A 23,806-nucleotide genomic window follows, 5' to 3' on the forward strand; every position below is an offset into this window, starting at 1 on the left:
TCCTTCCTGGCGACTTGGCAGAGCGCAACCATACTTCGATTGAACCCTTTTGTCCGGCCAATGCCACACTGTTAATCCGCACACTCATCAGGAGATTGTCATGCGTACCATTGATCTGGCGGGCGTTCCCGTCCCTGTCGTCGGCCAGGGCACCTGGCGCATGGGCGAGGATCCGGACCAGCACCGCGCTGAAGTCGCGGCGTTGCAACTGGGCATCGACGAGGGCCTGACCCTGATCGATACCGCCGAAATGTACGGCGAGGGCGGCGCCGAAACGGTGGTCGGCGAGGCCATCCGCGGCCGGCGTGACCAGGTGTTCCTGGTGAGCAAGGTCTACCCGCACAATGCCAGCCAGAAGGGTATCCCGCGTGCGTGCGAAGCCAGTCTCGCGCGCCTGGGCACCGACTATATCGATCTGTATCTGTTGCACTGGCGTGGCCAGTACCCGCTTGAAGAAACCGTCGAGGCCTTCGAACGTTTGCGCGAGGCGGGCAAGATCGGCCGCTGGGGTGTCTCCAATTTCGATGTGGCCGACCTGCAGGAACTTGCATCCCCGGCCTGCGCGACCAACCAGGTGCTCTACAACATCGAAGAGCGTGGTATCGAATTCGACCTGCTGCCGTGGTGGCAACAACATCACTTGCCGTTGATGGCGTACTGTCCGATTGCCCAAGGCGGAGCGTTGTTGTCCAGCACGACCCTCAAGCAGATTGCGCGCCGTCATGAGGTCTCACCCGCCCAGGTCGCCCTGGCCTGGGTGTTGCGCCAGGACGGCGTGATCGCCATCCCCAAGGCGGTCAACCCTGAGCACGTGCGGCTCAACGCCGCTGCGGCCAAGCTGGTGCTGGACGAGCATGACCTTGACGCCATCGACCGCGTGTTCGGCGCCCCCAAGCGCAAGCACCCGTTGGCCATGGTCTAGCCACCTGGCCGCAACGGCGCCGTCCCTGGCTGCCGTTGCGGCACGGGTTGCCTCAGCCCGCTACCGGGCTGCGCCAGTCATCCGATCCGGACGTGCCAGAGACTTCGTGCGTCCAGACGATCTTGCGATAGGTGAAGTACACCTCCTCAAGATGAGTGAAGTGGGCATTGTCCGGGTCCTGGCAATTGGGCATGCGTGACTGGATATCGACGATGGTCGCGCCTTCAAGCTCGATGGTGAAGTAATGCTCCTGGGTGCCGGCCGAGGACGTGCGCAGCCATTCCAGCCGGCACTTGACCTCCTCGCCACTGGTCAACGCGCTGAACAGCAGTGGCGAGGACTTATCGAACACCTTGCTGATCATCAGGGGCTTGTGGACCCTCTGGCCCGTTGGCTGGCCGGACTGCGGATCACGGGGAATGATCACCTGATGGGAAAAAGCCTGCACCAGGATCTGGTCCTCATGGCCTTCCTGATAAATATTGCCTACCGAGTCCTGGGTGAATGTACCTGCCGTTATCAAACCTTGCTTGACGCCGGTGATGGAAAGATACGCGGGTGTTGGCATGACGGTTTCCTTGCCTGATTGATGAGGTAGTTCCAACGGGCAAGTGTGCCGGTCGGAGACATACCCTTAACAAGAAGCGTGCCGGAAAGTGCCATGGCCAATGAAAGTAATGGTCTGGCAGGTTCTTGATCGAACTATTGAGTCAGTAGGGGTGTTTTCAAGCGGTTTTAAGTGAGGAGTGTTGCGCATAAGTGCGCAATTAGTTGCTCATAGGCTTTGTATAAGCTGTATTTGGGGTAGGGGCGTAAGTTACGGCTTGGATGCTTGTTTACCTGTGCAGTCTGCTGCGCACGCCTCAATTTACAAGGGTTGTAGGAAATTCCTTAAGTGCACTTCCCTTGCTTGCTGGATGTTCAATGCATGGCTAAGGTTTGCGAACTTCGTTGTGAGTCGAGCGAAGGTCAGGTGGCATTCTGATGCACAATTTAATGTGCTTAGTTGGCCTTTGCTGTCTTTGGTAGTTGTGCGCGGTGCTCAATGTCTTATTCGGACAAGTTGTGTGATCATTATCTTGAAGTCGCAAAAATGCCTTGCTCGCAAACAAGTTTTGCTGGCAGCGACATGCGTTTTTCGAATGAGTATGACGCGCTCGAGACCGAGTTGGAGAAGGCGCAATCGCTGCACGGCAGCGGCCAGCCCGATTGGCACAAGGTCCTCGAAATCAGTGAGTCGCTGTTGTGTCGCCAGTCCAAGGATCTGCGCGTAGGCGTCTGGTTGACCTGGGCATTGCATCAGCGTGACTCCTTCCCCGGATTGCTGGCCGGCCTCGGGTTGTTGCGCTATCTCTGCGAGCAGCATTGGGCGGCGCTCTATCCTGCAAAGCTGCGCACCCGGAGCGCAGCGCTGCGTTGGTTGGTATTACGGCTTGAGCCGTTGTTTGCGCAGAGTGTATCGGTACAGAGCCAGCAGCCGTTGTTTCACTGCGTACTCGAACAATTGGTGCGGCTCGATGAACTGTGGACCGAAGACCTGGGAGATGACGCGCCGCTGTTGCTGCCGATTCGCCGACAACTGACGCAGCGATTGGAACGCGTTGCACACGATGAGCCGCCGTCTGCCGGGTTGAGCGGTGCGATTGCGCAGGTCAAACAGGCCACCACTCAACTGCTGAAGCCCGAGACAGTGGTGGAGAACGAAAAACAAGCACACAGAGTGTTGCGCACCTTGCAGGAGCAAGCTCGTCCCTTGTGTGCCTGGTGGTTGCGACAGAGCGCCACCGACCTGCGGGCATTACGCCTGAATCGAACCTTGGCATGGCTGGCGCTGGTCAGTTATCCGGACGCCGACAACCAGCACGTCACCTCATTGCGCGGACTGGCCCCCGACAAACTCACACGATTCCAGGAGCGTTTTGCCCAAGGGCATCACGCCGACCTGATGCTCGAGCTTGAGGCCAGCCTCGCCGGTGCCATGTTCTGGTTCGACGGGCTGCATAGGCTCTGGCAATGCCTGGAGGCGCTGCAGGCGGATCAGGCCATGACCGAGCTGGAAGTGTCTTTTGCCTTGTTGCTGCAGCGCTTGCCCAACCTGCCCGAGTATCGCTTTCACGACGGCACACCGTTCGCCGACACGGCAACCCGCGATTGGATCGCGCTGCAGGTAACCCGTCACCTGCGCAGGCCTGAGTCACCGGCAGTCGCGGCCGATGTCGATGCCGAACCTTGGGAGAAGGCGTTGCAGGAGGCTGTGCCAAGGCTGCGCAAGGACGGCCTCAAGAGTGTCATCCCTGTGTTCAAGCAGGGCATGCACGGCGCCCACAGTGATCGTGCCCGGTTTCATTGGCGTCTCGCACAGGCCCGCGTGTGTGTACACGCGGGCAAGCATGAGCTGGCAAAGATCCAGCTCGAATACCTCGATCACGAGCTGCAACGGTCGGCGCTTGAGCGCTGGGAGCCGCAATTGGCACTGCAGGTGGCCCAGCTCCTGCACCGTTGCTGCGACCTGATGCCACAAAACCACGCCGTGCGCGAGCGCAAGGAAGACACCCATCGCAGGCTGTGCCTCTTCGATCTTGAAGCGGTACTTGAATAGGCTTTCGAGCCACATGAAAACGGAGCAGCACCATGGCCAAAGACGGTTCGGTAGCACCCAAGGAACGTATCAATATCACCTTCAAGCCAGCTATCGGTGGGGCGCAGGAAGAGGTTGAGCTGCCGCTCAAGCTGCTGGTCCTCGGTGATTTCACCCAGCGTGAAGACCTGCGCAAGCTTGAAGACCGCAAGCCCGTCGCACTCGACAAGAACACGCTCGACGAGGTGCTGGCCAAGCAGGCACTGAGCCTGACGCTGAATGTACCCAACCGGCTCCAGGAAGGCGACGACGCCGCCGAGTTGGCCATCCAGGTGCGTATCAACACCATGAAGGATTTCAACCCTGCGAACCTGGTCGAGCAGATTCCCCAGCTGCAGAAGTTGATGGCATTGCGTGAGGCGCTCATGGCGCTCAAGGGACCGCTGGGCAATACACCCAGCTTTCGCAAAGCCATCGAGCAGGCCCTGGCCGATGACGTTTCCCGCGCAAGGGTATTGGCAGAGCTAGGGCTGAACAGCCCCACCGCCTGACATTCTCAGTTAAAAGGACACTGACAGCATGACCACCCAACAGAACGCGATGCCTGCACACGCCGTGGATGAATACAGCATCCTCGACAACATCATTGCCCAGACTTTGCTCGGCGCCGACGACGAAGCGTACGGGATTGCCAAGCGGGGCGTCTCGGCGTTTATCGAAGAACTGATCAAGCCGCAGAACAGCGGCGAGCCGGTCAAGAAACGTTTGGTCGACCGAATGATCGCCGAGATCGACACGAAGCTCAGCCAGCAAATGGACGAGATCCTGCACCACCCGGATTTTCAGGCGCTGGAAGCCGCCTGGCGCGGCTTGCAGTTACTGGTCGAACGCACCGACTTCCGTGAAAACATCAAGATCGAACTGCTGAACGTCTCGCGGCAGGACCTGCTGGATGATTTCGAAGACTCACCGGAAGTCACCCAGTCGGGGTTGTACAAGCATATCTACAGCGCTGAATACGGCCAGTTTGGTGGTCAACCGGTGGGCGCGGTGATCGCCAACTACTTTCTTTCCCCCAGTGCGCCCGACGTGAAGTTGATGCAATACGCTTCCAGTGTGGCCTGCATGGCCCACGCGCCTTTTATCGCTGCCGCCGGGCCGGGCTTTTTTGGCCTGGAAAGCTTCACAGGCCTGCCTGACCTCAAGGATCTCAAAGACCATTTCGAAGGTCCGCAGTTTGCCAAATGGCAAAGTTTTCGCCAGAGCGAAGACTCGCGCTACATCGGGTTGACGGTGCCGCGCTTTCTGCTGCGCACGCCTTACGATCCCCTTGAATGCCCGGTCAAGACCTTCGCCTACCAGGAAAATGTGGTGAATAGCCACGAGCACTATCTGTGGGGCAATACGGCCTATGCCTTCGCCACCCGGTTGACCGACAGCTTCGCGCGCTTTCGCTGGTGCCCGAATATCATCGGGCCGCAAAGCGGAGGGACCGTGGAAGACTTGCCGTTGCATCACTTCCACAGCATGGGTGAAATCGAAACCAAGATTCCCACCGAAGTATTGGTGTCTGACCGGCGTGAATACGAGCTGGCGCAAGAGGGCTTCATTGCCCTGACGATGCGCAAGGGCAGCGACAACGCCGCGTTCTTCTCCGCCAGCTCGGTGCAGAAACCCAAGCAGTTCGGTATCAGCGCCGAGGGCAAGGACGCCGAGCTGAATTATCGCCTGGGTACCCAACTGCCCTACATGATGGTGGTCAACCGCCTGGCCCATTACCTGAAGGTCTTGCAGCGTGAGCAACTGGGTTCGTGGAAGGAGCGCACCGACCTGGAACTGGAGCTCAATAAGTGGATTCGCCAGTACGTCGCCGACCAGGAAAACCCCAGTGCCGAAGTGCGTGGGCGACGTCCATTGCGGGCGGCACGCATCGTTGTCAGTGACGTCGACGGTGAGCCTGGCTGGTATCGCGTGAACCTCAGCGTGCGACCGCACTTCAAGTATATGGGGGCGGATTTCACCCTGTCGCTTGTTGGCAAGCTCGATAAAGCATGAGCAGGGGGCAGGGGATGACCCACAACCAAAGCCTGTTCGAACGCCTTGATCGCCCGGCAACTGCGCCCGTCTGCGGCGTGACGTCTGTAGCAGCCCATCTGGGGAAAATGCTCAGCATCCGCGCGGGCAGCGTTCAGACACTGGCGGACTATGGGTTGCCCGACCTCAATGATATGAACCAGAGCCTGCATGAGTCATTGAGCCAGTCGCGCCTGCTGATCGAGCGGTTTATCCGCGCTTATGAGCCGCGGTTAAGGGATGTGCGGGTCATCGCGCTGCCACGGGATCACGACCCGTTGGCACTCGCATTTGTCATTGAGGCGGTGATGACGGGCCCTGGGGGCAAGCAACCGGTGGTTTTTACCGCGCGGCTGCGTGATGCCGGGCAGGTCGAGGTCTTGCCGGATGTCCTTTAATCGCTATTACCAGAGCGAGCTCAGTGCGCTGCGTCAACTGGGGCGACGTTTCTCCGAACGCAATCCGGCGCTCGCACCGTTTCTTGCCGAGCCCGGCCAGGATCCGGATGTCGAGCGGTTGCTGGAGGGTTTTGCGTTTCTCACGGGGCGCCTGCGACAGAAACTGGACGACGAGTTGCCGGAGCTGACCCATTCCCTCATGCACCTGTTGTGGCCCAACTACATGCGGCCGATGCCTGCTTTCAGCATCCTGCAGTTTGATCCGTTGAAGCATGCGGGGCCGGGTGTGAATGTTGCGCGGGATACACCGGTCGAAAGTGCGGCCATCGACGGCGAGCGCTGTCGCTTCCGTACCTGTTACGCCACACAGGTCCTGCCGCTGCAACTGAGCGCTGTGGACTACAGCGTACAGGGCCAGCAGGGCCGGTTGAGCCTGCGCCTGGAGATGAGTGCCGAAGGCAATTTCAGTGAGTGGACCTTCGATCAATTGCGCCTGCACCTGGCCGGCGATCGCTATCTCGGCCAAGGGTTGTACCTGGACCTGTTGCGCCATCTCGAAGGTATCGAGGTGTTGCCCTTCGGCCAGGATGGCTTGCCGGTCTGCGGCATTGATGGCCAGGCGCTCGCGCTGCGGCTCGGTGCCGACCAGGTGAGCCCGGTGGGATTCAACGAGGAGCACGCGTTGATTCCCTACCCGATGAATACCTTTCGCGGGTATCGCCATTTGCAGGAGTACTTCGCCTTTCCTGACAAATACCTGTTTGTCGATGTCGGCGGGCTGAATGCGCTGCGCAGCTTGCCGCCAGAGCAGCTCAGACAGGTGCGTGGGGTGGTGATGCGTTTCGAGTTGCGCAATCCGTGCCATGGGCCCCGGCAGCCCACGTTGGAGAATGTGAAGCTGTACTGCACGCCGATCGTCAACCTGTTCAAGCATGACGCGGTGCCCATCCGCCTGGACGGCAAACAGGACGAGTACCTGCTGATTCCGGGGGAATATTCGCGCGAACACGCCTGTGTGTTTTCCGTGGACAGCATCACCGGTTGGCAGCCCGGCGGGCAGGGGTACCGGACCTACGTACCGTTCGAGTCCTTCGAGCATGACGGCGCGACCGAGGCATCCAAGGCGCCGCCCAGCTACAGCATCCGCCAACGCCCATCCGCACAGCACGCCGGGCTCGATACCTGGTTGGGGTTCGACAGGGCGCCGGAGCACGATCAGGAAACGCTGTCTATCGAGTTGACCTGTACCAACCACAACCTGCCCAGGTTGCTTCAGATCGGGATGATCAACCAGCCATGCGAGCAGACACCACAAGGGTTGTCGTTTCGGAATATCAGTGCACCGACGGCGAGTTTCTCACCGCCCCTGGACCAGGACTTTCTCTGGCGGCTTATCAGCAACCTGTCGCTCAACTACTTGTCACTGAGCGACATCAATGCCCTGAGGGTCATCCTCGAAACCTATGACTTGCCGCGCTACCACGACCGGCAAGCGCAGAAGGTCAGCGAGAGACGGCTGGGCGCATTGCACTCCGTCAGGCATGTGGCCGTCGACCGATTGCAGCGTGGCCTGCCGTTTCGAGGGTTACGCATCGACCTGACGATCGATCCGCAAGGCTTTCTCGGCCAGGGCGAAGTGTTTGTGTTCGCGTCGGTACTCAATGAGTTCTTCGCACTCTACGCCAGCCTGAATGCCTTCCACGAACTACGAGTCATCAGCACACAAGGAGACGTGTATCTATGGCCACCCCGGATGGGCCAGCAACCCCTGCTTTGACGGCGCTGTCCTGCGTCATCCGTGAGTACTCGCTGTTCCAGGCGGTTCTGCAGGTGATCAAGCGTCTGCGTGTTGCCCATCCGACCTTGGGTGACGACGCGCTGTATGACCAGTTGGAGTTTCAGGCCAACCCGGGCCTGGGGTTTCCCGGTCACGATATTGACCGGGTGGAGTTTTTCGTTGAGCGCGGCATGCTGCGAGCGCGGATGCGCCTTAACGTGCTGGGCCTGTGCGGTGCCGGTTCGCCACTGCCTGCGTTTTATGGCGAGCAGGCGTTTGCCGATGGTGTAGGCGGCAACACGACGCGCGAATTTCTCGACCTGTTTCACCATCGCCTGCAGCGACTGATGCTGCCTATCTGGCGCAAATATCGTTATCGGGCGTGTTTCCAGGCGGGGGCGCGAGATGCTTTTTCCGAGCAGATGTTTGCCTTGATCGGCTTGCGGGGGCCGCGGATCCGCAACGCTGTGCCATTGAACTGCAAGCGGCTGCTGCCCTACCTGGGCCTGCTCAGCCTGCGCGCGCATTCGGCAGCCTTGATCGAAACGGTGCTGCGCTACTACTTCAAGCACCGTCGCGTGCACATCGAGCAATGGGTTGAACGCACGGTGGTGATTGCCGATTCACAGCGAAATCGCCTGGGTACTGCCAACAGTGTGCTGGGTGTGGACCAAGTGCTGGGAAGTCGGGTTGCCGATCGCAGCGGCAAGTTCAGGGTGCACGTGCAAGGTCTCGACTGGCAGCGCTTTCACGGGTTTTTACCCACGGGCACGGACTATCCATTGATGTGTTCATTGGTGCGGCTGACCGCACGGGACCCATTGGAATATGACCTGCGCCTGGTGCTGGCCAAGGAGTCGATAAGGCCATTGCACCTGGGCGAACAGAACGTTTGCCACCTCGGTTGGACCAGTTGGCTGACGCATGAATGCGCTGACGGTGTGGTCATTGTGGCCAGCAACGCTAATTAGGGATTAATCATCATGATGAATGTGGACCTGCAGCACCTGATCCAGACCTTGACCGCCCAAGCGCGCCAGGACCTTGCCCGTTCAGCCGAGCGTTGTGTGGCTCGCGGCGGCACGCAGGTGCTGGTGGAAGACTTGCTGTTGGCCTTGCTGGACGATCACGAAGGCCTTCTGATGCAAGCGTTGGCGGATGCAGGGATCGACGCCGGCGAGCTGCGAGCCACCTTGCAACCCAAGGGAGAATCGAGCGCGTCACGCAATCCGGTATTTGCCGTGGCGCTTGTGCAATGGCTGCAACAAGCCTGGATGGTTGCCCACCTGGAGCTCAAACACACCGAAGTTGATCATGGCGCCCTGTTGCTGGCGCTGTTGCGCCATCCGTTGGAGCACGCAGGCAGTGGCTATCAGGCGGTGCTGAGCCGATTGGACACGCGGCGTGTGCAGGATTTTCTGATGGCCCAGGCACCTCGGCGTCCCTGCGCACCGAATGGCGAATCCTTGCTGGAACGCTTTACCCATGACCTGACGCGGCAGGCCCAGGATGGGCGTATCGACCCGGTATTGTGTCGCGATGCCGAGATCCGGCAACTGATCGACATCCTGGTGCGCCGGCGCAAGAACAACCCGATTCTCGTCGGCGAAGCCGGAGTGGGGAAAACCGCAGTTGTCGAAGGCCTCGCCTTGCGCGTGGTCAGCTCGCAGGTGCCCGAACCTCTCAAGGGTGTACGAGTGCTGACGCTGGACCTGGGCTTGCTCCAGGCGGGTGCCAGTATCAAGGGTGAGTTCGAACGGCGCCTCAAGGGTGTGATCGATGAGATCAACGCGTCGGCGCAACCGGTGATCCTGTTTATCGACGAGGCTCATACGTTGGTCGGGGCGGGCGCCCAGGCGGGCTCCTCGGACGCGGCCAATCTGCTCAAGCCGGCCCTGGCGCGTGGGGAGTTGCGCACCATCGCCGCGACCACGTGGAGGGAATACAAACAGTACTTTGAAAAGGATCCAGCGCTGGCACGGCGTTTTCAGCCGGTGCTCATCGATGAGCCGAGTGTCGACCAGGCGGTTTCGATCCTGCGCGGATTGGTGCCGGTGTATGAGCGCAGCCATGGGGTCTACGTTCGTGACGATGCCGTCGTTGCGGCTGCACAGTTGAGCGCCCGTTACCTGGCAGGGCGTCAGTTGCCGGACAAGGCGGTGGATGTGCTGGACACCGCCTGTGCACGCTTGCGCACCAGCCGGGACAGCGCGCCTGAAGTGTTGCAACGCCTGTATGCCGAACAGGCGGCAGGTGCGCTGCAGCACCAGGCGTTGAGCCGTGACAGGGACACCGGGCTTGTCGTCGATGAACAGGCCTTGCAGGCGTTGAACCTGCGCATGGCGGCAGTGGAATGCGAGCGGCAGCCGCTGGAGCAACAGTGGCTGGAGCGGCAAGCGTCTGCGCAACACGTGTGCCCGCGCCTGGTCGCGCAGGTCATCAGCGCCTGGACCGGCATCCCCGTTGAACAGCTGGCCCTTGAGACCAATGAGCGGGTTATGGGGTTTGCCGACGCGTTGCGTTCGCGCCTCCTTGGCCAGGAGCAAGCCGTACAGGCCCTTGATCGCAACCTGCGCGCGGTTGCCGCCGGGCTCAATAAGGTCGACGCACCCGTCGGGGTGTTCCTGCTGGTGGGCCCGAGTGGCGTGGGTAAGACCGAGACGGCCCTGGCGCTTGGTGATCTGCTGTACGGCGGCGAGCGTTTCGTCACCACGCTCAACATGACCGAGTATCAGGAAAAACATGCGCTGTCGCGGCTGATTGGCGCACCACCCGGCTATATCGGCTATGGCGAGGGCGGGGTGCTCACGCAAGCCGTGCGCCAACGTCCGTATTCAGTGGTGCTGCTCGATGAGGTGGAGAAAGCCGACCCGGACGTGTTGAACCTGTTCTATCAGATTTTCGACAAGGGGCTGGCCAATGACGGCGAAGGGCGGGAGGTGGATTTTCGCAACACATTGTTCCTGATGACCTCCAACCTCGGCAGTGAGGCCGTCGGCGACTTGTGCGCGGATGGCCGGCGCCCGGATGTGCAAGTGTTGCAAGACGCGCTTGAACCGCTGCTGCGTGCCCACTTCAAGCCTGCACTGCTGGCGCGGATGCGGGTGGTGCCGTACTACCCGCTCACCGGTGAGCTGCTGCATGAAATGGCTCGGCTCAAGTTGGAGCGCCTCGGGCAAAGGCTGCAACTGCGCAAGCTCGCCTTCAGCTACACGCCTGAGCTGGTAGCGCACATGGCTGAGCGGTGTACCCATGGTGACAGCGGTGCCCGGTATATCGATCAATGGATCGAGATCCACTTGCTGCCACAGATGGTGGATAGGTTGCTGGAGGCCATGGCCAGTGGCGAGCCCCTGTCGCGGGTGCATGCCGGCCTGGGCAGCCGTGGCGAGCCCAGCTGCGAGTTCAGCCAATGACGGATGACCGCTTGAACCCGCTGACCCATCCCGTGGCTTACGCCGAGGCGTTGCTGGCCTGGTTCGCCCGCTTGGGCATCGATGGCGACGAGACGACGTTGGCGGGTCTGTGTGTCGAGGCGGCCGCGCAACTGAGTCAGTGCGAACTCAGCCAATTGTATTGGCGCGACGAGACAACCGGCGGACTGGGCCTGATTGCCGAGCATTTGCCTGCGGGGCTGCCGGCCGCCGGGCCGGTTTTAAACGCGGACTCCCAGGGTGAGCAAGTGCTGCAGCATGTGCTCAGTCAGCGAAAGGGCCTTTGCATTGATGACCTGCCGACCAGCGTCTACGACACCGGGTTCTTGCCCGCGATGGCGACGCCTTGGCATTCATTGTTGTGCGTGCCGCTGTTCAACCGGCAGAAGACCCTCGCGGGCGTATTGCTGTGTGCGAGCCACCACTCGAAACCGTTGCAGGACTACAGCGTTTCCCTCGGCCATCTGGCCAGCTTTGCCTTGATGCAACTGGCGTTGCTGCGACGGATGCGCACTGCGCAAAGTGTCGCGCAGCCGCAGGACTGTGCGCCCGTTCCTCGCGCGGCGTTGGGCTTGATCGGCAAGAGCACGGCCATGGATGCCACCTGTCGACTGATCGCCAAGGTGATGGGGACCCCATACACGGTGCTGCTGCGCGGCGAAACCGGTACCGGCAAAGAGGTGGTGGCACGCGCCATCCATGCCGCCGGGCCGCGCAGCAGCAAGGCTTTTGTGGTGCAAAACTGCGCGGCCGTTCCGGAAGGCCTGCTGGAAAGCGAACTGTTCGGTTACCGCAAGGGCGCCTTCACAGGCGCCGAACGCAACCACGCTGGGCTGTTTGATACGGCGCACGGCGGCACTTTGCTCCTGGACGAGATCGGCGATATGCCGCTGTCGCTGCAGGCCAAACTGTTGCGGGTATTGCAGGAAGGTGAAATTCGCCCATTGGGGTCCACAGCGGCGCATAAAGTCGATGTACGCATCATTGCCGCGACCCATCGAGACCTCGCCGCGATGGTGGCGCTGGGGACCTTTCGTGAAGACCTGTACTACCGGCTGGCGCAATTTCCGATTGAACTGCCGCCCCTGCGTGAGCGCGATGGCGATGTACTGCTGCTGGCGCGTGATTTCACGCAACAGGCCTGTACTGCCCTAGGGCGCGCGCCCGTGGAGTGGTCGAGTGCTGCGCTGGATCAGCTCTCAAGGCATGGTTTTCCCGGCAATGTGCGCGAACTCAAATGCCTGGTGGAGCGCGCGGTGCTGCTCTGTGACGACAGCGTGATCCTGCCGGAGCACCTGTCCTTGTCAGCGTTGACCACCGATGAACCCGTCGACACCACCTTGCGCCAACGCCTGGAGCGGGTGGAGCGCGTATTCCTGATCGACTGCCTGCACAAGAACCGTGGCAATCGCACGCGTACCGCTCGCGAGCTGGGCGTCGCGCGCCGCACGCTGCTCTATCGGCTGGCGCGCCTGAAGATTCCCATGGGCGATGCCCGCGAGGAGGGCTGAATGAGTGCGTGCGCATACCTGATTTTCCTGGGAGGAACCTGATGCCTTTTCGTTCGTGGCAAGCCGTGGTGCTTGTGTTGTGTTTGCTGGGTGGCTGCAACGCCAATTATGTCTTTGATGATGCTGACTATCGTCCGTTGGGTGATCCCCAGGCGGCCCGTCGCGGCCATTGAACAGGGAGGTCCTGCAATGCAATTAGTGCTTGAAGTGTGTGAAGCCGCGAGGGGTGAGTTGCCGGCGCGCAAAACGTTTGACGGCATCGGCGGCGTTATCGGTCGTGGCAAGGCGTGTGACTGGATCATTCCGGACTCCGCGCGTTTGATTTCCAGTCACCATGGCCTGGTCAGCTACCGTGACGGTGGCTATTTCCTCACCGATATCAGCAGCAACGGTATCGGTGTGTCCGGCAGCGTGGAGCGCCTCTGCAAGGGGCAGGCGCGGTTGATCAACGAGGGCGATGTGTACCAACTGGGCGCGACGCAGATTCGAGCCCGGCTGATCGGTCATCAGCGCCATCCAGGCGTCCAGGGGCAACCCATTCCCGACGATGCATTCCTGGGGTTGGACCCGCTCCAAGCGCTGGAGCGTGAACAACGCTGTGGCGAATCATCGCCGGAGCTGGACGCGTTGGACACATGCACAGACGCGGTCGGTCACTCGATGGATCACCGGGCTGTGGACCATGACCACCTGGTCGTGCCTCAGTGGGCTGAGCCGGTCAGGGAGATTGAGTCGCCACCACCCGACAGGATTGCCCCGGCAACCACAGAGACCTTCTGGGCGCAGTTCGGCGGTGCGTTGGGCATGCAGTTGGATATGCTCGATATTCCCGGGCGCGAAGCCCTGGCGATCAAGGCCGCCGGGTTGCTCAGGCAAACCATCGATGGTTTGCAGCAAGGCCTGCGAACCCGCGACGAGCTGTACACCGAGATGGGCCTGGATGGCTGCACTCCGGTGATGCGTCAGAACCCCTTGAAAGACTGCGGCGATCCCCAGACGGCCCTCGCGTCGCTGTTGGGCGGCGGCGATCCGCGCCAATGCCAGGCCGAGCGCGCGGTCGTCCAAGCGTGGCAGGAATTGCAAGTGCATCAACTGGCCCTGGTCGTGGCTTGTCGTACCGCCGTGCGCAGCGCATTCGCGCGCTTTGCGCCAGGCCATCTGCTCCTGTGTTTCGAACGCGAGGGTAAGCCGCGCCGTTTGCTCACCGATGGCGCGCACTGGCGCGCTTACCAACGCCACTACTGTCGGTTGAGCGACGAGGCCTGTCCGGAGGAGCCGCTATTGCGCATTGATTTTTCCAAAGCCTACACAGAGCAGGTGCGCCTGATCTCCACCCTGCACGCGGCGTACCCGGGATGATGTTCATGTATCGATTTGCATCAATGGTGGTAGCGCTGGGCCTGTTGGTCGGTTGCAGCAGCGTGTCGCCTTTTTCGACCCTGACCAAGCTGGACCTGACGTTGACGGCCAGCGACGAGGTCAACCCCGATCTTCATGGCCGTCCTTCGCCGGTGGTCGTGCATTTGCTCGAGCTGCGGCATCCCGTGGCATTCGAGCATGCCGACTTTTTCAGCCTGTATGGCCGGGCCGAACAGTCCCTCCCCAAAGACTGGGTCAGCAGCGAAGAACTGACACTGCGGCCCGGGGAGCGGTTGGCGCTCAAGCTTGGCGTTGGGTCGCACAGTCGTTACGTCGGCATCCTGGCGGCCTATCGTGATTTGCCCCATGTGCAATGGCGGCTGGTGTTGCCGGTCATGCCTGCGCACCTGACGCGTGCCGACCTGGTGCTGGACCAGACCGGTATTCGTTTCGCCGTCCCGCACACCGACAGGCAGGAGGATTGAAATGCAGGTGCATAACGTTATCTGGCGCGAAGGCATGCTGCTCAAGCCCCAGCATTTGCAGCACAACGATCGCTACTACCATCAGCAGCTCAACCGCACACGGTTACTGGCCGGTGATGCCTGGGGGTTCCTCACGCTGGAAGTCGACTTGCAATACCTCAATCTGGGCAAGGTGGTGGTCAACCAGGCCAGCGGTGTATTGCCGGACGGCAGCCTGTTCGAGCTGAGCGGCGCGATGCAACCCCTGGTTTTGCAGGTGCCCGCCGACGCTGGCCCGCAAGCCGTGTACCTGGCCTTGCCCTTGGTGACCTTGAATCAGATTGAAGTGCGCAACCCTGAGCAGGTCGATGTGCTGGCGCGCTATGTGGCCTGTGAAACCGAGATTGGCGATTCCAACGCTGGCGTCGACTCGCGCTGCCAGATCAACTGTGCACGCCCGGACCTGCGCCTGATCCTGGGGGAGCAGGCCAGTGACCCGTGCTACGTGAAACTGCAGGTCGCCCAGTTGCTGGACTCGAGCCGCGAAGGCGGGGTGCGGCTGGACACGGATTTTGTCCCGACGTTCATCTATCTCCACGAGGCCGGCTATGTGTCGTCGTGCGTCAAGGAGGTGATCAGTCTCCTTGCAAGCCGTGGCGATGCGATCGCCGCGCGCGTCCAGGGTAATGGCACCTCCGCAGGCGCACAGGTCGGCGACTTTCTGATGCTGCAACTGATCAATCGCGCCGAATTGATTGTGCGTCACTACCTGGGCCAGACCCAGGTTCGTCCAGAGGCGGTGTACCGCGAGTTGCTCTCGATACTCGGCGAGCTATCGACGTTTGCGACCGATAGCAAGCGTGCGCAATGGGACGTGCATTACCGGCACGCCGACCAGGGTGCGAGCTTTCGCGGCTTGATGGTCGGCTTGCGCACCGTGCTGTCGTCGGTGCTCGAACAGCATGCCATTGAGCTGGTGTTGCAACCGCGCCAGTACGGGGTGCTGGTCTGCCCGGTGAGTGATCTCAAGTTACTCGGGACGGCGACGTTTATTCTGGCGGCAGCCGCGCAGTGTGATGCGCAAGAGCTGCGCCATCGATTGCCCGCCCACCTGAAGATCGGCCCTGTGGAGCGCATCCGCGAACTGGTCAACCTGCATCTCGCCGGTATCAAGGTCAAGCCACTGCCGGTGGCGCCGCGACAGATTCCGTTTCACGCCAACAAGACCTATTTCATGCTCGAACTCAGTGCCCGTGACATCACGCAGTTGGAGCAGTCGGGTGGTTTTGCCTTCCATGCCAGCGGCGAGTTCGCCGAGCTGGAACTCAACTTCTGGGCCATCAGGAACTGACTGCCATGAACAGGGAAAGTGAATACGCGCAGGATGAGAAAACCGTGCTGCTTGATCGCGACGGGCTCGGACCGGCGCAGGGGCCGTTGACGGACGCTCCCTCGCCACCGCGCTTCGAGCAACTGGAAGACCGGATGATCTACACCGCCCGCCTGCAGGAGGCCCAGCGCTTCAATATGGGCCCCAATGTGTTGTTGGCGGCGGCGTGGGAACTGTTGTCGCAGGTGGTACAGCTCAAGGCCAGCGCCGGGCGTGAAAACCTGCAGGCCCTCAATGAGCGGCTGTCATCCGGCGTGGCGATGTTTGAGGCGCATGCCTTGCAACAGGGCGGCGAGGCGGGCCAGGTGATGTCGGCGCGTTATGTGTTGTGCAGTGTGATTGACGAGGCGGTGGTCACCACGGCGTGGGGCAGTCGCAGTGAGTGGCCGCGGATAAGCCTGTTGAGTCGTTTTCACAATGAAACGTTTGGTGGCGAGAAATTTTTCCAGCTGCTCGAGCGGCTGTCGCGTGATCCCTTCAAGCACGTGGCGATGCTGGAGTTGATGTACCTCTGCCTGTCGATCGGCTTTGAAGGCAAATACCGTGTCATGGAGCGAGGCGGGGCCCAGCTCGATTCGGTAAGGGATGCCTTGTACCGACAGATCAAGCATGTGCGGGGCGATCGTCCCTCGATGGCGACACCGTCCGGTGCAGCGCAGGGCCGCCATTCTCGAATACGCATGCTCTCTACCCCTGCGGTCTTGGCCGTAGGGTTGGCCGCTGTGCTGGCGATGTACCTGGGTTTTGCCTGGGTGCTGGGCAAGGAGCGCATGACGGTGCTGCAACCTCTTCAACTGTTGGCGTCGGCTCAGGCTCGAACGCCCTTGTAACGCTGGGAGCAAGGAATGAACGCATTCTTCAAGGGCGCGGGCAGGGTGCTGCGCAAAATCTGGGTCTGGAGCCTGTTGCTGGTGTTCGCCGGCGCACTGCTGGTGTGGTGCTTCGGGCCATTGCTGGCCGTCGATGACTATCGTTTCTGGCACAGTGCGACGGCGCGCCTGCTGACCATCAGTGGCTTGTTCCTGCTGTGGGGGCTGGCAATGGTGTTGGTGGATGCACGCCGCTCGGCGCGGCTCAACCAGCCGGAACACCAGGCGAAGCATCAGCACCAAGGGCTGATCAGCAATGAACGCCAGCAGGTGCGAGGACGCTTCAAGGAGGCGCTGCAGACACTGAAAAGCACCCGCCGCTACGGTGAGCGCAGCGAGCGTTGGCGCAGCGAGTTGCCCTGGTATTTGCTGATCGGGCAACAGGGCAGCGGCAAGACTCACTTGCTGGCCGCCAGTGGCCGGCAAGGTCCGCTTGATCGAACCGGGCCCGCCCCTCTGGGGGCGACCTCCTGCTGTGATTGGTATTTCGCCGACGAAGCGGTGCTGGTGGAGACTGCCGGCCGCTACCTGACTCAGCCTGACCCTTCAGTGGATGCGGCCGGATGGTCGACATTGCTGGGTCTGCTGAAGGCACGGCGCAGGGCGCGGCCGCTCAATGGCGTGGTGGTGACGTTGTCGGTGGACACCTTGCTGGGCAGTACTGAGCATGATCTGGAAATGCAGGCGCGTCATGTGCATAGCCGCCTGCAGGACATCCAGCAAAGTTTGCATGTGGATGTGCCGGTTTACCTGGTGTTGACCCAGGCCGACCGGTTGGCGGGCTTTGCCGAATTCTTTGATGTGCTGCAAGGCGACGGCCCGGAGGACGTCTTTGGCGGGCGCCTGGAGACCGACGGGGCTGGCGTGGAGATCGCCCAGGTGAGAGCCGCGTTCGAGGCACTGTTGCAACGCCTTGGGGCGGAGTTGATCCCGCGTTTGCACCAGGAGCGCAACATCGAGCGACGTGGCCTGATTCTCGATTTCCCACGGCAGGCTGCCCGTCTCGGCGAGCGCTTGTGCCTGTTCGTCGAGGCGGCGTTTTCCGCTCATCGCTACCAGCGTATCAATGGGTTGCACGGGTTCTACCTGACGTGTGCGAAGACGAGCGAGGTACGTGCGCATTTTGTCCAAGCCCTGTTCAATCGCGTGATTTTTGCCGGCGCCGACCTTGCCGGGCTGCAGGCTCCGGAACGGCATCGCCTGCGACGACGCCAAGGATTGCTGGCGTTGACGGCAGCGTTGGTCCTCGGCGCTGCGGCGGTGTTGTGGGGGCACAGTTATTCGTTCAACCATCAACGCCTGGCGCAACTGCCGGAGCTGCTCAAGCCTGCGCCACCCACGCCACCCGGTGCAGACGAGACCCTGGTATTGCTGGCGCTGCTGGACAATCGCCTGGCAGCGACGCGGGTGTTTGCCCCGTTGGCAGAGGTGCGCTGGGTGGATCGGGCCGGGTTGTACCAGGGGCAGGTGAGTCGGCCGGTGTTGGCCAACGCCTATGAGCAAACCCTGCTTCAGCAACTGCTGCCGCAGGTGAGCCGCCTGCTGGAGGATCAGTTGCAGAACAGCCTTGGCGAGCGTGAACGACTGCTGGAAACCCTGCGCGCGTACCTGATGCTCAATCTGCGCGAGCGGCGCGACACCCGCTGGTTGACCGAGCATCTGGCTGGCCTGTGGTCTGCGCGTTATGCCGGAGATATGTCAGTGCAGACGCGGTTGAATGAGCACTTTGCGCGGTTGCTGGAGCAATCGTTCGCAGTGCCCGTGAACGAGGCGCTCGTGGCCCAGGCGCGGCAGGTATTGCGCGGTGAGTCGCTGGCAGACGTGGTCTACCGGACATTGCGCGAGCAGGCCAGCAACCTCGAACCTTACCGGTTGGCCGAGAGTCAGGTGTTCTTCTCGCTGGAGCCGCCCATCCCCGGCTTCTACACCAAGAGATACCTGCAGTATTTCGAGAAGCAGGGCCCCCGACTGGTGAATGCAATCGCCCAGGACAACTGGGTGCTCGGAGAGGGCACCGACCTCAGTCCCATGGATTTGCGCAGCTTGATGCTGGCGTTGGAGCAGCGCTACTTCAGTGAGTATGCCGATGCCTGGAGCCAGGCCCTCAGCCGCATCCGGCTGCAGGAAAGCGACGACCTGAGGCAAACGGCCGACCAGCTTGCAAGCCTCACATCAGCCCAGTCTGCATGGGTCCAGCTGTTGCAGCAGGTCCGTGAAAACACTCAACTGTTGCCGATCCATGAACGCCTTGAGGCGATCGGCCAGCAGGCGGGCGCAGCAGGTGTGGCAGTGCCTGGCGCCTTGCTCGCGCAGGTCGTCCCCGATGCCGCCCGGCGCGCGCTACAGCGTCGCTTCGAGCCTTTGCATCAACTGCTTGATGAAGCGCAAAACCCAGGAGCCAAGCTCACACAGGCATTGCGCCTGCTCGATGAGTTACACCTGCAACTGTCGGCGCTGAACCGGGAAAGCTCGCCGGAGCAGGCCGCGTTCAAACTGGTCAAGCAACGCATGGAGGGGCAGCAGCCGCTGTTGGGCAACCTGCGCGATGCCGCTACGCGCTTGCCGTTGCCGCTCAAGGGCTGGGTCGAAGGCATTGCTGACCAGACCTGGCGTCACCTGCTCGATGACGCGTATCGGCACGTGAACCAGCGTTACCACAGTGAGGTTTACGCTTTTTACGCCAAGGCGATCCAGCGTCGATACCCGTTCAATGCGCATGCCGGCAGTGATGTTGCCTTGGGCGATTTCCAGGAGTTTTTCAAACCGCGGGGGGCTATGGCGCGCTTCCATGAGGGCTACCTGCGGCCTTTCGTCAGCGTCGAGGGTCCGCGTTTCCGCTTGCGAAGCGTGGATGGGCGCAGCCTGCCGATGTCGCGTTCACTGCTGGAGCAACTCAACAAGGCCCAGATCATTCGCCAGGGTTTTTTCACCGAGGAGCAGGGGGAGTGGGCGGTTCGATTCACCCTGGCGCCCTATAGCCTGGACCAGGCGGTGAGCCGGGCGATCCTGCAGGTGGGTGATCAGCAGTTGGAATACCGTCATGGTCCGATCGTGCCGATGGCCTTTCATTGGCCTGGCGAGGCGGACAACCGGCGCAGCAGCCTGGTGCTGGAGCGCGGTGCGCAACGGCCACTGGGGATTGAAAAGAACAATGGGGACTGGTCGCTGTTTCGCCTGTTCGATCTGATGCAGAGTGAGCCGGCCAGCGGCAGGGAAGCGCAGATCATCAAGGCCGACCTTGCCGGCCTGCGCGCCAATTACCTGCTGACCAGCCAGCGCAATCCCAGCCCGTTCCAGATGGCGGCCTGGCGCACCTTTCGCTTGCCGGAGCAATTGTGAGCCAACGACCGGCCTGGCGCAGCGCCGGGCGTACGCTGCAAGGCAAGGCGCGCCCGCGCAACGAGGACGCGTTTCTCGATGCACCGCAGGCCGGTTGTTGGGCGGTGGCGGATGGAATGGGCGGCCACCAGTCGGGCGACGTGGCCAGCCAGCGGGTGATCAGTAGCCTGGCGGCGTTGCCTGAGGGTGGCTCTTTCGAGCAACGCATCGAGGCGGTCCGGGTTTGCCTGCGCGGGCTCGACAGTCAGTTGGGCCAGGCGCTTGCGCAACCGGGCATCGTTGGCAGTACGGTGGTCGCCTTGCTGCTTGAAGCCAGCCGTGCGGCCTGCATCTGGGCCGGGGACAGCCGCTGCTACCTGTGGCGTGGGCAGCGCCTGTACCAATTGTCGCGTGACCACTCGCTGCAACAGCAACTGATGGACACGCAGCAACTGAGCCTGGAACAGGCCCAGGCCCATCCGAGCGCCAGGGCCTTGACCCGTGCAATTGGCGCGCGCCGACCGCTGAGCCTGGAGGTCCTGGAACTGCGCACGCGCCCAGGCGATGTGTTTTTGTTGTGCAGCGATGGGCTCTACCAAGGACTCAGCCATGGTCAACTCGGCAGCGCCATGAGCCTGGACGCACCCTGGCAAGTGGTGGAGCGCTTGTTCACCGACGTGTTGCGCGGGCCGGCGCGGGATGACCTCACCGCTGTGGTGATCCAGCCGTGAGCGTCGCTGCAGCCTTGCCGAATCTGTTGGCGGGGCGTTATCAACTGGAGCGCATACTCGGCAGTGGGGGCATGGGCGTGGTCTATCGTGCCCGCGACCTGCTGCATGAGGCGTTTGGCGAGCCCAGCGCCGGCATCGCGCTGAAGGTGCTGGGCGAGACATTGTCCGCGTCTTCCGATGCCCATGTGTTGCTCTACAGCGAATTCGCCCTGACCCGCAGCGTGCGGCATGACCACGTGGTACGGGCGTTCGCTTTCGAGGTCGATACGGTCCATCAGCTGGCATTCTTTACTATGGAGCTGATGCAGGGCATGACCCTGGATCGTGTGCTCAAGGGCTGCTCGCAAGGATTGCCGTGGCATGAACTGCAGCCCCTGGCCTTGCAACTGCTCGACGCGCTCGCCTGCAGCCATCGGCAAGGCATCCTGCATGGCGATGTGAAACCCGCCAATATCATGCTGGGAGAGCAGGGGCTGCGCCTGTTCGATTTCGGCCTGGGTTACGCCGAAGCGCAGGAAGCGGCGGGGCTGCCGGGCTTGAGCCGGGGCCGCTTGAACGCCTGGACACCAGCGTATGCGGCGCCGGAACTGATGGCCGGTGGCGCACTGTCGACCCGTACCGATCTGTATGGCGCTGCGTGTGTGCTGTATGACTTGGCCCAGGGGCAGCGCCTCGGCGGGCGGCAGCTTGATCAGCAGCTGCCACGGCCACGACGTTTGCCCAGGCACTGTTGGCCGGCGCTGCGTTCAGCCCTTGCGGCCGATCCGGAGCAGCGGAACGTGAGCATCGCCGAGTTGCGCGAGGCGCTGGCTGGCCCTCGGCGGCGCTGGTTTCTCTAGTTCAAGGCTCCGGTGGAAAGTCATGCAATTGGCAGTACTCGTGCCAACTCAGCCCGGCCATCTGCGCGACCTCCTTGTGCACTTCGCGGCGCTGGGCTTCAAAGACCTCGCTGGAGTCGCTGGTGAGTTTGAGGGTCAGCTCCCAGGCGAACAGGCCTTGGTTTTCGGCTTCTGCTTCGAACGCTTCATGCAGCCGTTCGGCTCGGTACTGTGCCAGGGTTTCGCCCTTGGCCTGGGCGGCCAAGGGGTTGAGGGTGTCCAGTTGCATGGCCACGTCCGGGTGTTCGCTCAAGAATCTGTCCAGTGCAAGCTGGTGGTTATCGCCGGGTGGTGACAAAGGTGTACTCCTGTGGGACTGGTAGTGTTTAGTGCGTGTGACGACGGGCTCGGCGCTGTACGCGTTTTCGCATGTGGCGGCTGATGCGGCAGCGTATCGGTTCCAGCAAAAACAGTAGCACGTAGGCGACCAGCACCAGGGCAAGGTCCAGCAAGCCATCGTCGATAGGGGCGTTGAACCGTCCGATGATGTCCCTGACCGTGAACAATAGTGTGATCCCGCACAGCCAGAGCACGGCGTTGAACAGTAACGGGCGCAAAAGTTTGTCTTGCATATGAGCGAACCTCCTTGATGTCGGACTCCCGCTCCTTCGGGAGGAACAGCACGTCGAGTGTAGCGCCGACTCCGCAGCCCTGAACTGGCGCAGATCAAGCCCCCGGCTGTGCCAACAGATAACGCGCCATGGCCTCGTACGCCGGCAACGTGACGGCGTCATTGGCCGCATTGGCCGCGATCGGATGGGAGGCGAACCGCACAATCACCATCTCGGCCGCAGGATCGATATAGATACTCTGGCCATGGACCCCGCGCGCCATGAAGGCGCCATCCGGGTTGTGGGTGATCCACCACATGGCGCGGTAGCTCCAGCCTTTCAATTGACTATAGCCTGCCTGGGCAAAAGCCTGTTTGTCGCCGCCCTGGCGAATCGTTTTCAGCACCGCCTCGGGCACGATTTGCTCGCCGTTGTAGCGCCCGTTGTTACGCAGCATCTCGCCAAAGCGCGCCATGTCGCGCAGCCCGGCGTTCAAGCCACCACCGGCGAACGGTGTGCCGATGGAGTCGACGGTGAAATAGGCATCCTGTTCACTGCCCAGGCGGCTCCAGATGCGTTCGCTGAGCAGTTGGGCAACGTTGCGGCCGGTGGCACGCGCGATCACCCAACCGAGCACGTCGGTGTTGACGGTCTTGTAGCCGAACGCCTGTCCATGTTCGCCGCGCTGCCTGACGGTTTGCAGAAACTCGAAGTAGCTGCGCGGCCCGACGTAGTCCTTGGGCTTGGGCAGCGGATTGCCGGCCTGGGCATGGGCCCAGACCTCTGCCGTGGGGTCGGCATAGTCTTCGCTGTAGTCCAGCGCCGTAGTCATGTTCAGCACCTGCTCCAGCGTGGCACTGCCGAACGCGGAGTTCGCCAATTCAGGCACATAAGTCGCGACCTTTGCCTGCGCATCGAGGGTGCCTTCGGCGACGAGCATGGCGCCCAGTGTGCCGATCACCGATTTGGTCACAGACATTGCCGCATGTTGCCCGTCTTCTTTCAACACGTCGAAATAGCGCTCGTACACCACGGCCCCGCGGTGCAGTACAACAATGCCATCAGTGTAGGTGGCATCCAGGCTCTGGCGCCAGGTCAACGCTTGGCTGGCGCCATTGGGGATGATGCGCAGTTCGTCGATGCGCGGGTCGAGACGCCGGGGCAACGCTGTGCTCGCACCGAGCCCACGGGACACATTGATCGTGGGCATCAATTGACGAAAGTTCGCCACGCTCCAGCGCATGGCCGGGAAGCGAAAATAGCTGCCATCTTCAAACCGCAGGGTTCGCTCCGGCGGTGGCGGAGCACCGACCATCCACTGGAGGCGGGCCGGGTCACTGGCTTGGGCGTCGGGAAAGCTGGCTTCGGCAGCGTTGGCCACGGTGGTTGAAAGACCCAGCAGCGCGCCGGTCATGAGGGGCAGGATTCGTCGCATCAACAGGCACCTTGATGGCGGGTAAGACACACGGAGCAAGGCCTGGGCTCGAGTCCGTTCGAGATTGACACGGCAAAGGATGGGCTAACTGACCGTACCCGACAAGCGCCAACGGACA

Annotated in this window: 21 protein-coding genes; 17 read left to right on the forward strand and 4 right to left on the reverse strand. The window is 61.7% G+C overall.

What is annotated here, in order from left to right:
* Positions 1-100 precede the first annotated feature (100 nt).
* Entirely contained in the window at positions 101-922 is an 822-nt protein-coding gene (locus NTD80_RS01830) for an aldo/keto reductase (RefSeq protein WP_065907784.1), read from the forward strand.
* Positions 923-974: 52 nt separating this feature from the next.
* On the opposite strand, the gene NTD80_RS01835 is transcribed toward NTD80_RS01830, so the two are convergent.
* A complete protein-coding gene (locus NTD80_RS01835) occupies positions 975-1,490 on the reverse strand; it encodes an Hcp family type VI secretion system effector (protein WP_106803590.1) in 516 nt (171 codons plus the stop codon).
* A 477-nt stretch (positions 1,491-1,967) separates the two neighbouring features.
* Here NTD80_RS01835 and tssA point away from each other — a divergent pair, with 477 nt between their 5' ends.
* From tssA to NTD80_RS01915, 16 genes are read left to right on the forward strand one after another with little or no spacing between them, the layout of a single operon-like run.
* A complete protein-coding gene (tssA, locus tag NTD80_RS01840; RefSeq protein WP_262131935.1) occupies positions 1,968-3,521 on the forward strand; it encodes a type VI secretion system protein TssA in 1,554 nt (517 codons plus the stop codon).
* A gap of 32 nt (positions 3,522-3,553) precedes the next feature.
* Complete coding sequence (tssB, locus tag NTD80_RS01845) at positions 3,554-4,051, forward strand: type VI secretion system contractile sheath small subunit (RefSeq protein ID WP_262131901.1); 498 nt, start codon at positions 3,554-3,556, stop codon at positions 4,049-4,051.
* Positions 4,052-4,079: 28 nt separating this feature from the next.
* Positions 4,080-5,555 (forward strand): type VI secretion system contractile sheath large subunit, encoded by a 1,476-nt coding sequence (gene tssC / locus NTD80_RS01850; protein ID WP_262131903.1) that lies wholly within the window; start codon positions 4,080-4,082, stop codon positions 5,553-5,555.
* A gap of 14 nt (positions 5,556-5,569) precedes the next feature.
* Positions 5,570-5,971: a type VI secretion system baseplate subunit TssE gene (gene tssE / locus NTD80_RS01855; protein WP_262131904.1), complete on the forward strand. Its 402-nt coding sequence runs from the start codon at positions 5,570-5,572 to the stop codon at positions 5,969-5,971.
* On the forward strand, positions 5,961-7,748 hold the full coding sequence (gene tssF / locus NTD80_RS01860; RefSeq protein ID WP_262131905.1) for a type VI secretion system baseplate subunit TssF: 1,788 nt from the start codon (positions 5,961-5,963) through the stop codon (positions 7,746-7,748). Before tssE ends, tssF begins: the two co-directional genes overlap by 11 nt.
* Entirely contained in the window at positions 7,712-8,719 is a 1,008-nt protein-coding gene (tssG, locus tag NTD80_RS01865; RefSeq protein WP_262131906.1) for a type VI secretion system baseplate subunit TssG, read from the forward strand. Before tssF ends, tssG begins: the two co-directional genes overlap by 37 nt.
* 12 nt (positions 8,720-8,731) lie before the next feature.
* Positions 8,732-11,164, forward strand: a complete 2,433-nt coding sequence (locus tag NTD80_RS01870; RefSeq protein WP_262131907.1) for an AAA family ATPase — start codon at positions 8,732-8,734, stop codon at positions 11,162-11,164.
* Positions 11,161-12,693 carry a sigma 54-interacting transcriptional regulator gene (locus NTD80_RS01875; protein ID WP_262131908.1) on the forward strand — a complete coding sequence of 511 codons (1,533 nt, stop codon included), beginning with the start codon at positions 11,161-11,163 and terminating at the stop codon, positions 12,691-12,693. Before NTD80_RS01870 ends, NTD80_RS01875 begins: the two co-directional genes overlap by 4 nt.
* Before the next feature lie 41 nt (positions 12,694-12,734).
* The gene (locus NTD80_RS01880) at positions 12,735-12,866 is read left to right on the forward strand and encodes a type VI secretion protein (RefSeq protein ID WP_120448844.1); all 132 of its coding nucleotides are present in this window, start codon (positions 12,735-12,737) and stop codon (positions 12,864-12,866) included.
* A gap of 16 nt (positions 12,867-12,882) precedes the next feature.
* A complete protein-coding gene (gene tagH, locus NTD80_RS01885) occupies positions 12,883-14,052 on the forward strand; it encodes a type VI secretion system-associated FHA domain protein TagH (protein WP_262131910.1) in 1,170 nt (389 codons plus the stop codon).
* A 5-nt stretch (positions 14,053-14,057) separates the two neighbouring features.
* The gene (gene tssJ, locus NTD80_RS01890; protein WP_262131911.1) at positions 14,058-14,537 is read left to right on the forward strand and encodes a type VI secretion system lipoprotein TssJ; all 480 of its coding nucleotides are present in this window, start codon (positions 14,058-14,060) and stop codon (positions 14,535-14,537) included.
* Position 14,538: 1 nt separating this feature from the next.
* On the forward strand, positions 14,539-15,867 hold the full coding sequence (gene tssK / locus NTD80_RS01895) for a type VI secretion system baseplate subunit TssK (protein WP_262131913.1): 1,329 nt from the start codon (positions 14,539-14,541) through the stop codon (positions 15,865-15,867).
* Between the two features lie 5 nt (positions 15,868-15,872).
* Positions 15,873-16,736 (forward strand): type IVB secretion system protein IcmH/DotU, encoded by an 864-nt coding sequence (gene icmH / locus NTD80_RS01900; RefSeq protein WP_262131914.1) that lies wholly within the window; start codon positions 15,873-15,875, stop codon positions 16,734-16,736.
* A 15-nt stretch (positions 16,737-16,751) separates the two neighbouring features.
* Positions 16,752-20,114, forward strand: coding sequence for a type VI secretion system membrane subunit TssM (gene tssM, locus NTD80_RS01905; protein WP_262131915.1), 3,363 nt, complete (start codon positions 16,752-16,754; stop codon positions 20,112-20,114).
* Positions 20,111-20,824, forward strand: coding sequence for a PP2C family protein-serine/threonine phosphatase (locus tag NTD80_RS01910; RefSeq protein WP_262131916.1), 714 nt, complete (start codon positions 20,111-20,113; stop codon positions 20,822-20,824). Before tssM ends, NTD80_RS01910 begins: the two co-directional genes overlap by 4 nt.
* On the forward strand, positions 20,821-21,663 hold the full coding sequence (locus NTD80_RS01915; protein ID WP_262131919.1) for a serine/threonine-protein kinase: 843 nt from the start codon (positions 20,821-20,823) through the stop codon (positions 21,661-21,663). Before NTD80_RS01910 ends, NTD80_RS01915 begins: the two co-directional genes overlap by 4 nt.
* Before the next feature lies 1 nt (position 21,664).
* Here NTD80_RS01915 and NTD80_RS01920 read toward each other — a convergent pair whose 3' ends face one another.
* The 3 genes from NTD80_RS01920 to NTD80_RS01930 all read right to left on the reverse strand — a co-directional run bounded on the left by NTD80_RS01920 (position 21,665) and on the right by NTD80_RS01930 (position 23,688).
* Positions 21,665-22,000: a DUF6388 family protein gene (locus NTD80_RS01920; RefSeq protein WP_262131921.1), complete on the reverse strand. Its 336-nt coding sequence runs from the start codon at positions 21,998-22,000 to the stop codon at positions 21,665-21,667.
* Positions 22,001-22,028: 28 nt separating this feature from the next.
* Positions 22,029-22,274 carry a hypothetical protein gene (locus tag NTD80_RS01925; protein ID WP_262131922.1) on the reverse strand — a complete coding sequence of 82 codons (246 nt, stop codon included), beginning with the start codon at positions 22,272-22,274 and terminating at the stop codon, positions 22,029-22,031.
* A gap of 94 nt (positions 22,275-22,368) precedes the next feature.
* Positions 22,369-23,688: a serine hydrolase domain-containing protein gene (locus NTD80_RS01930; protein ID WP_262131924.1), complete on the reverse strand. Its 1,320-nt coding sequence runs from the start codon at positions 23,686-23,688 to the stop codon at positions 22,369-22,371.
* Positions 23,689-23,806: the final 118 nt, after the last annotated feature.

Source organism: Pseudomonas sp. 13B_2.1_Bac1 (genome assembly GCF_025466155.1).
Lineage (GTDB): Bacteria > Pseudomonadota > Gammaproteobacteria > Pseudomonadales > Pseudomonadaceae > Aquipseudomonas > Aquipseudomonas aylmerensis.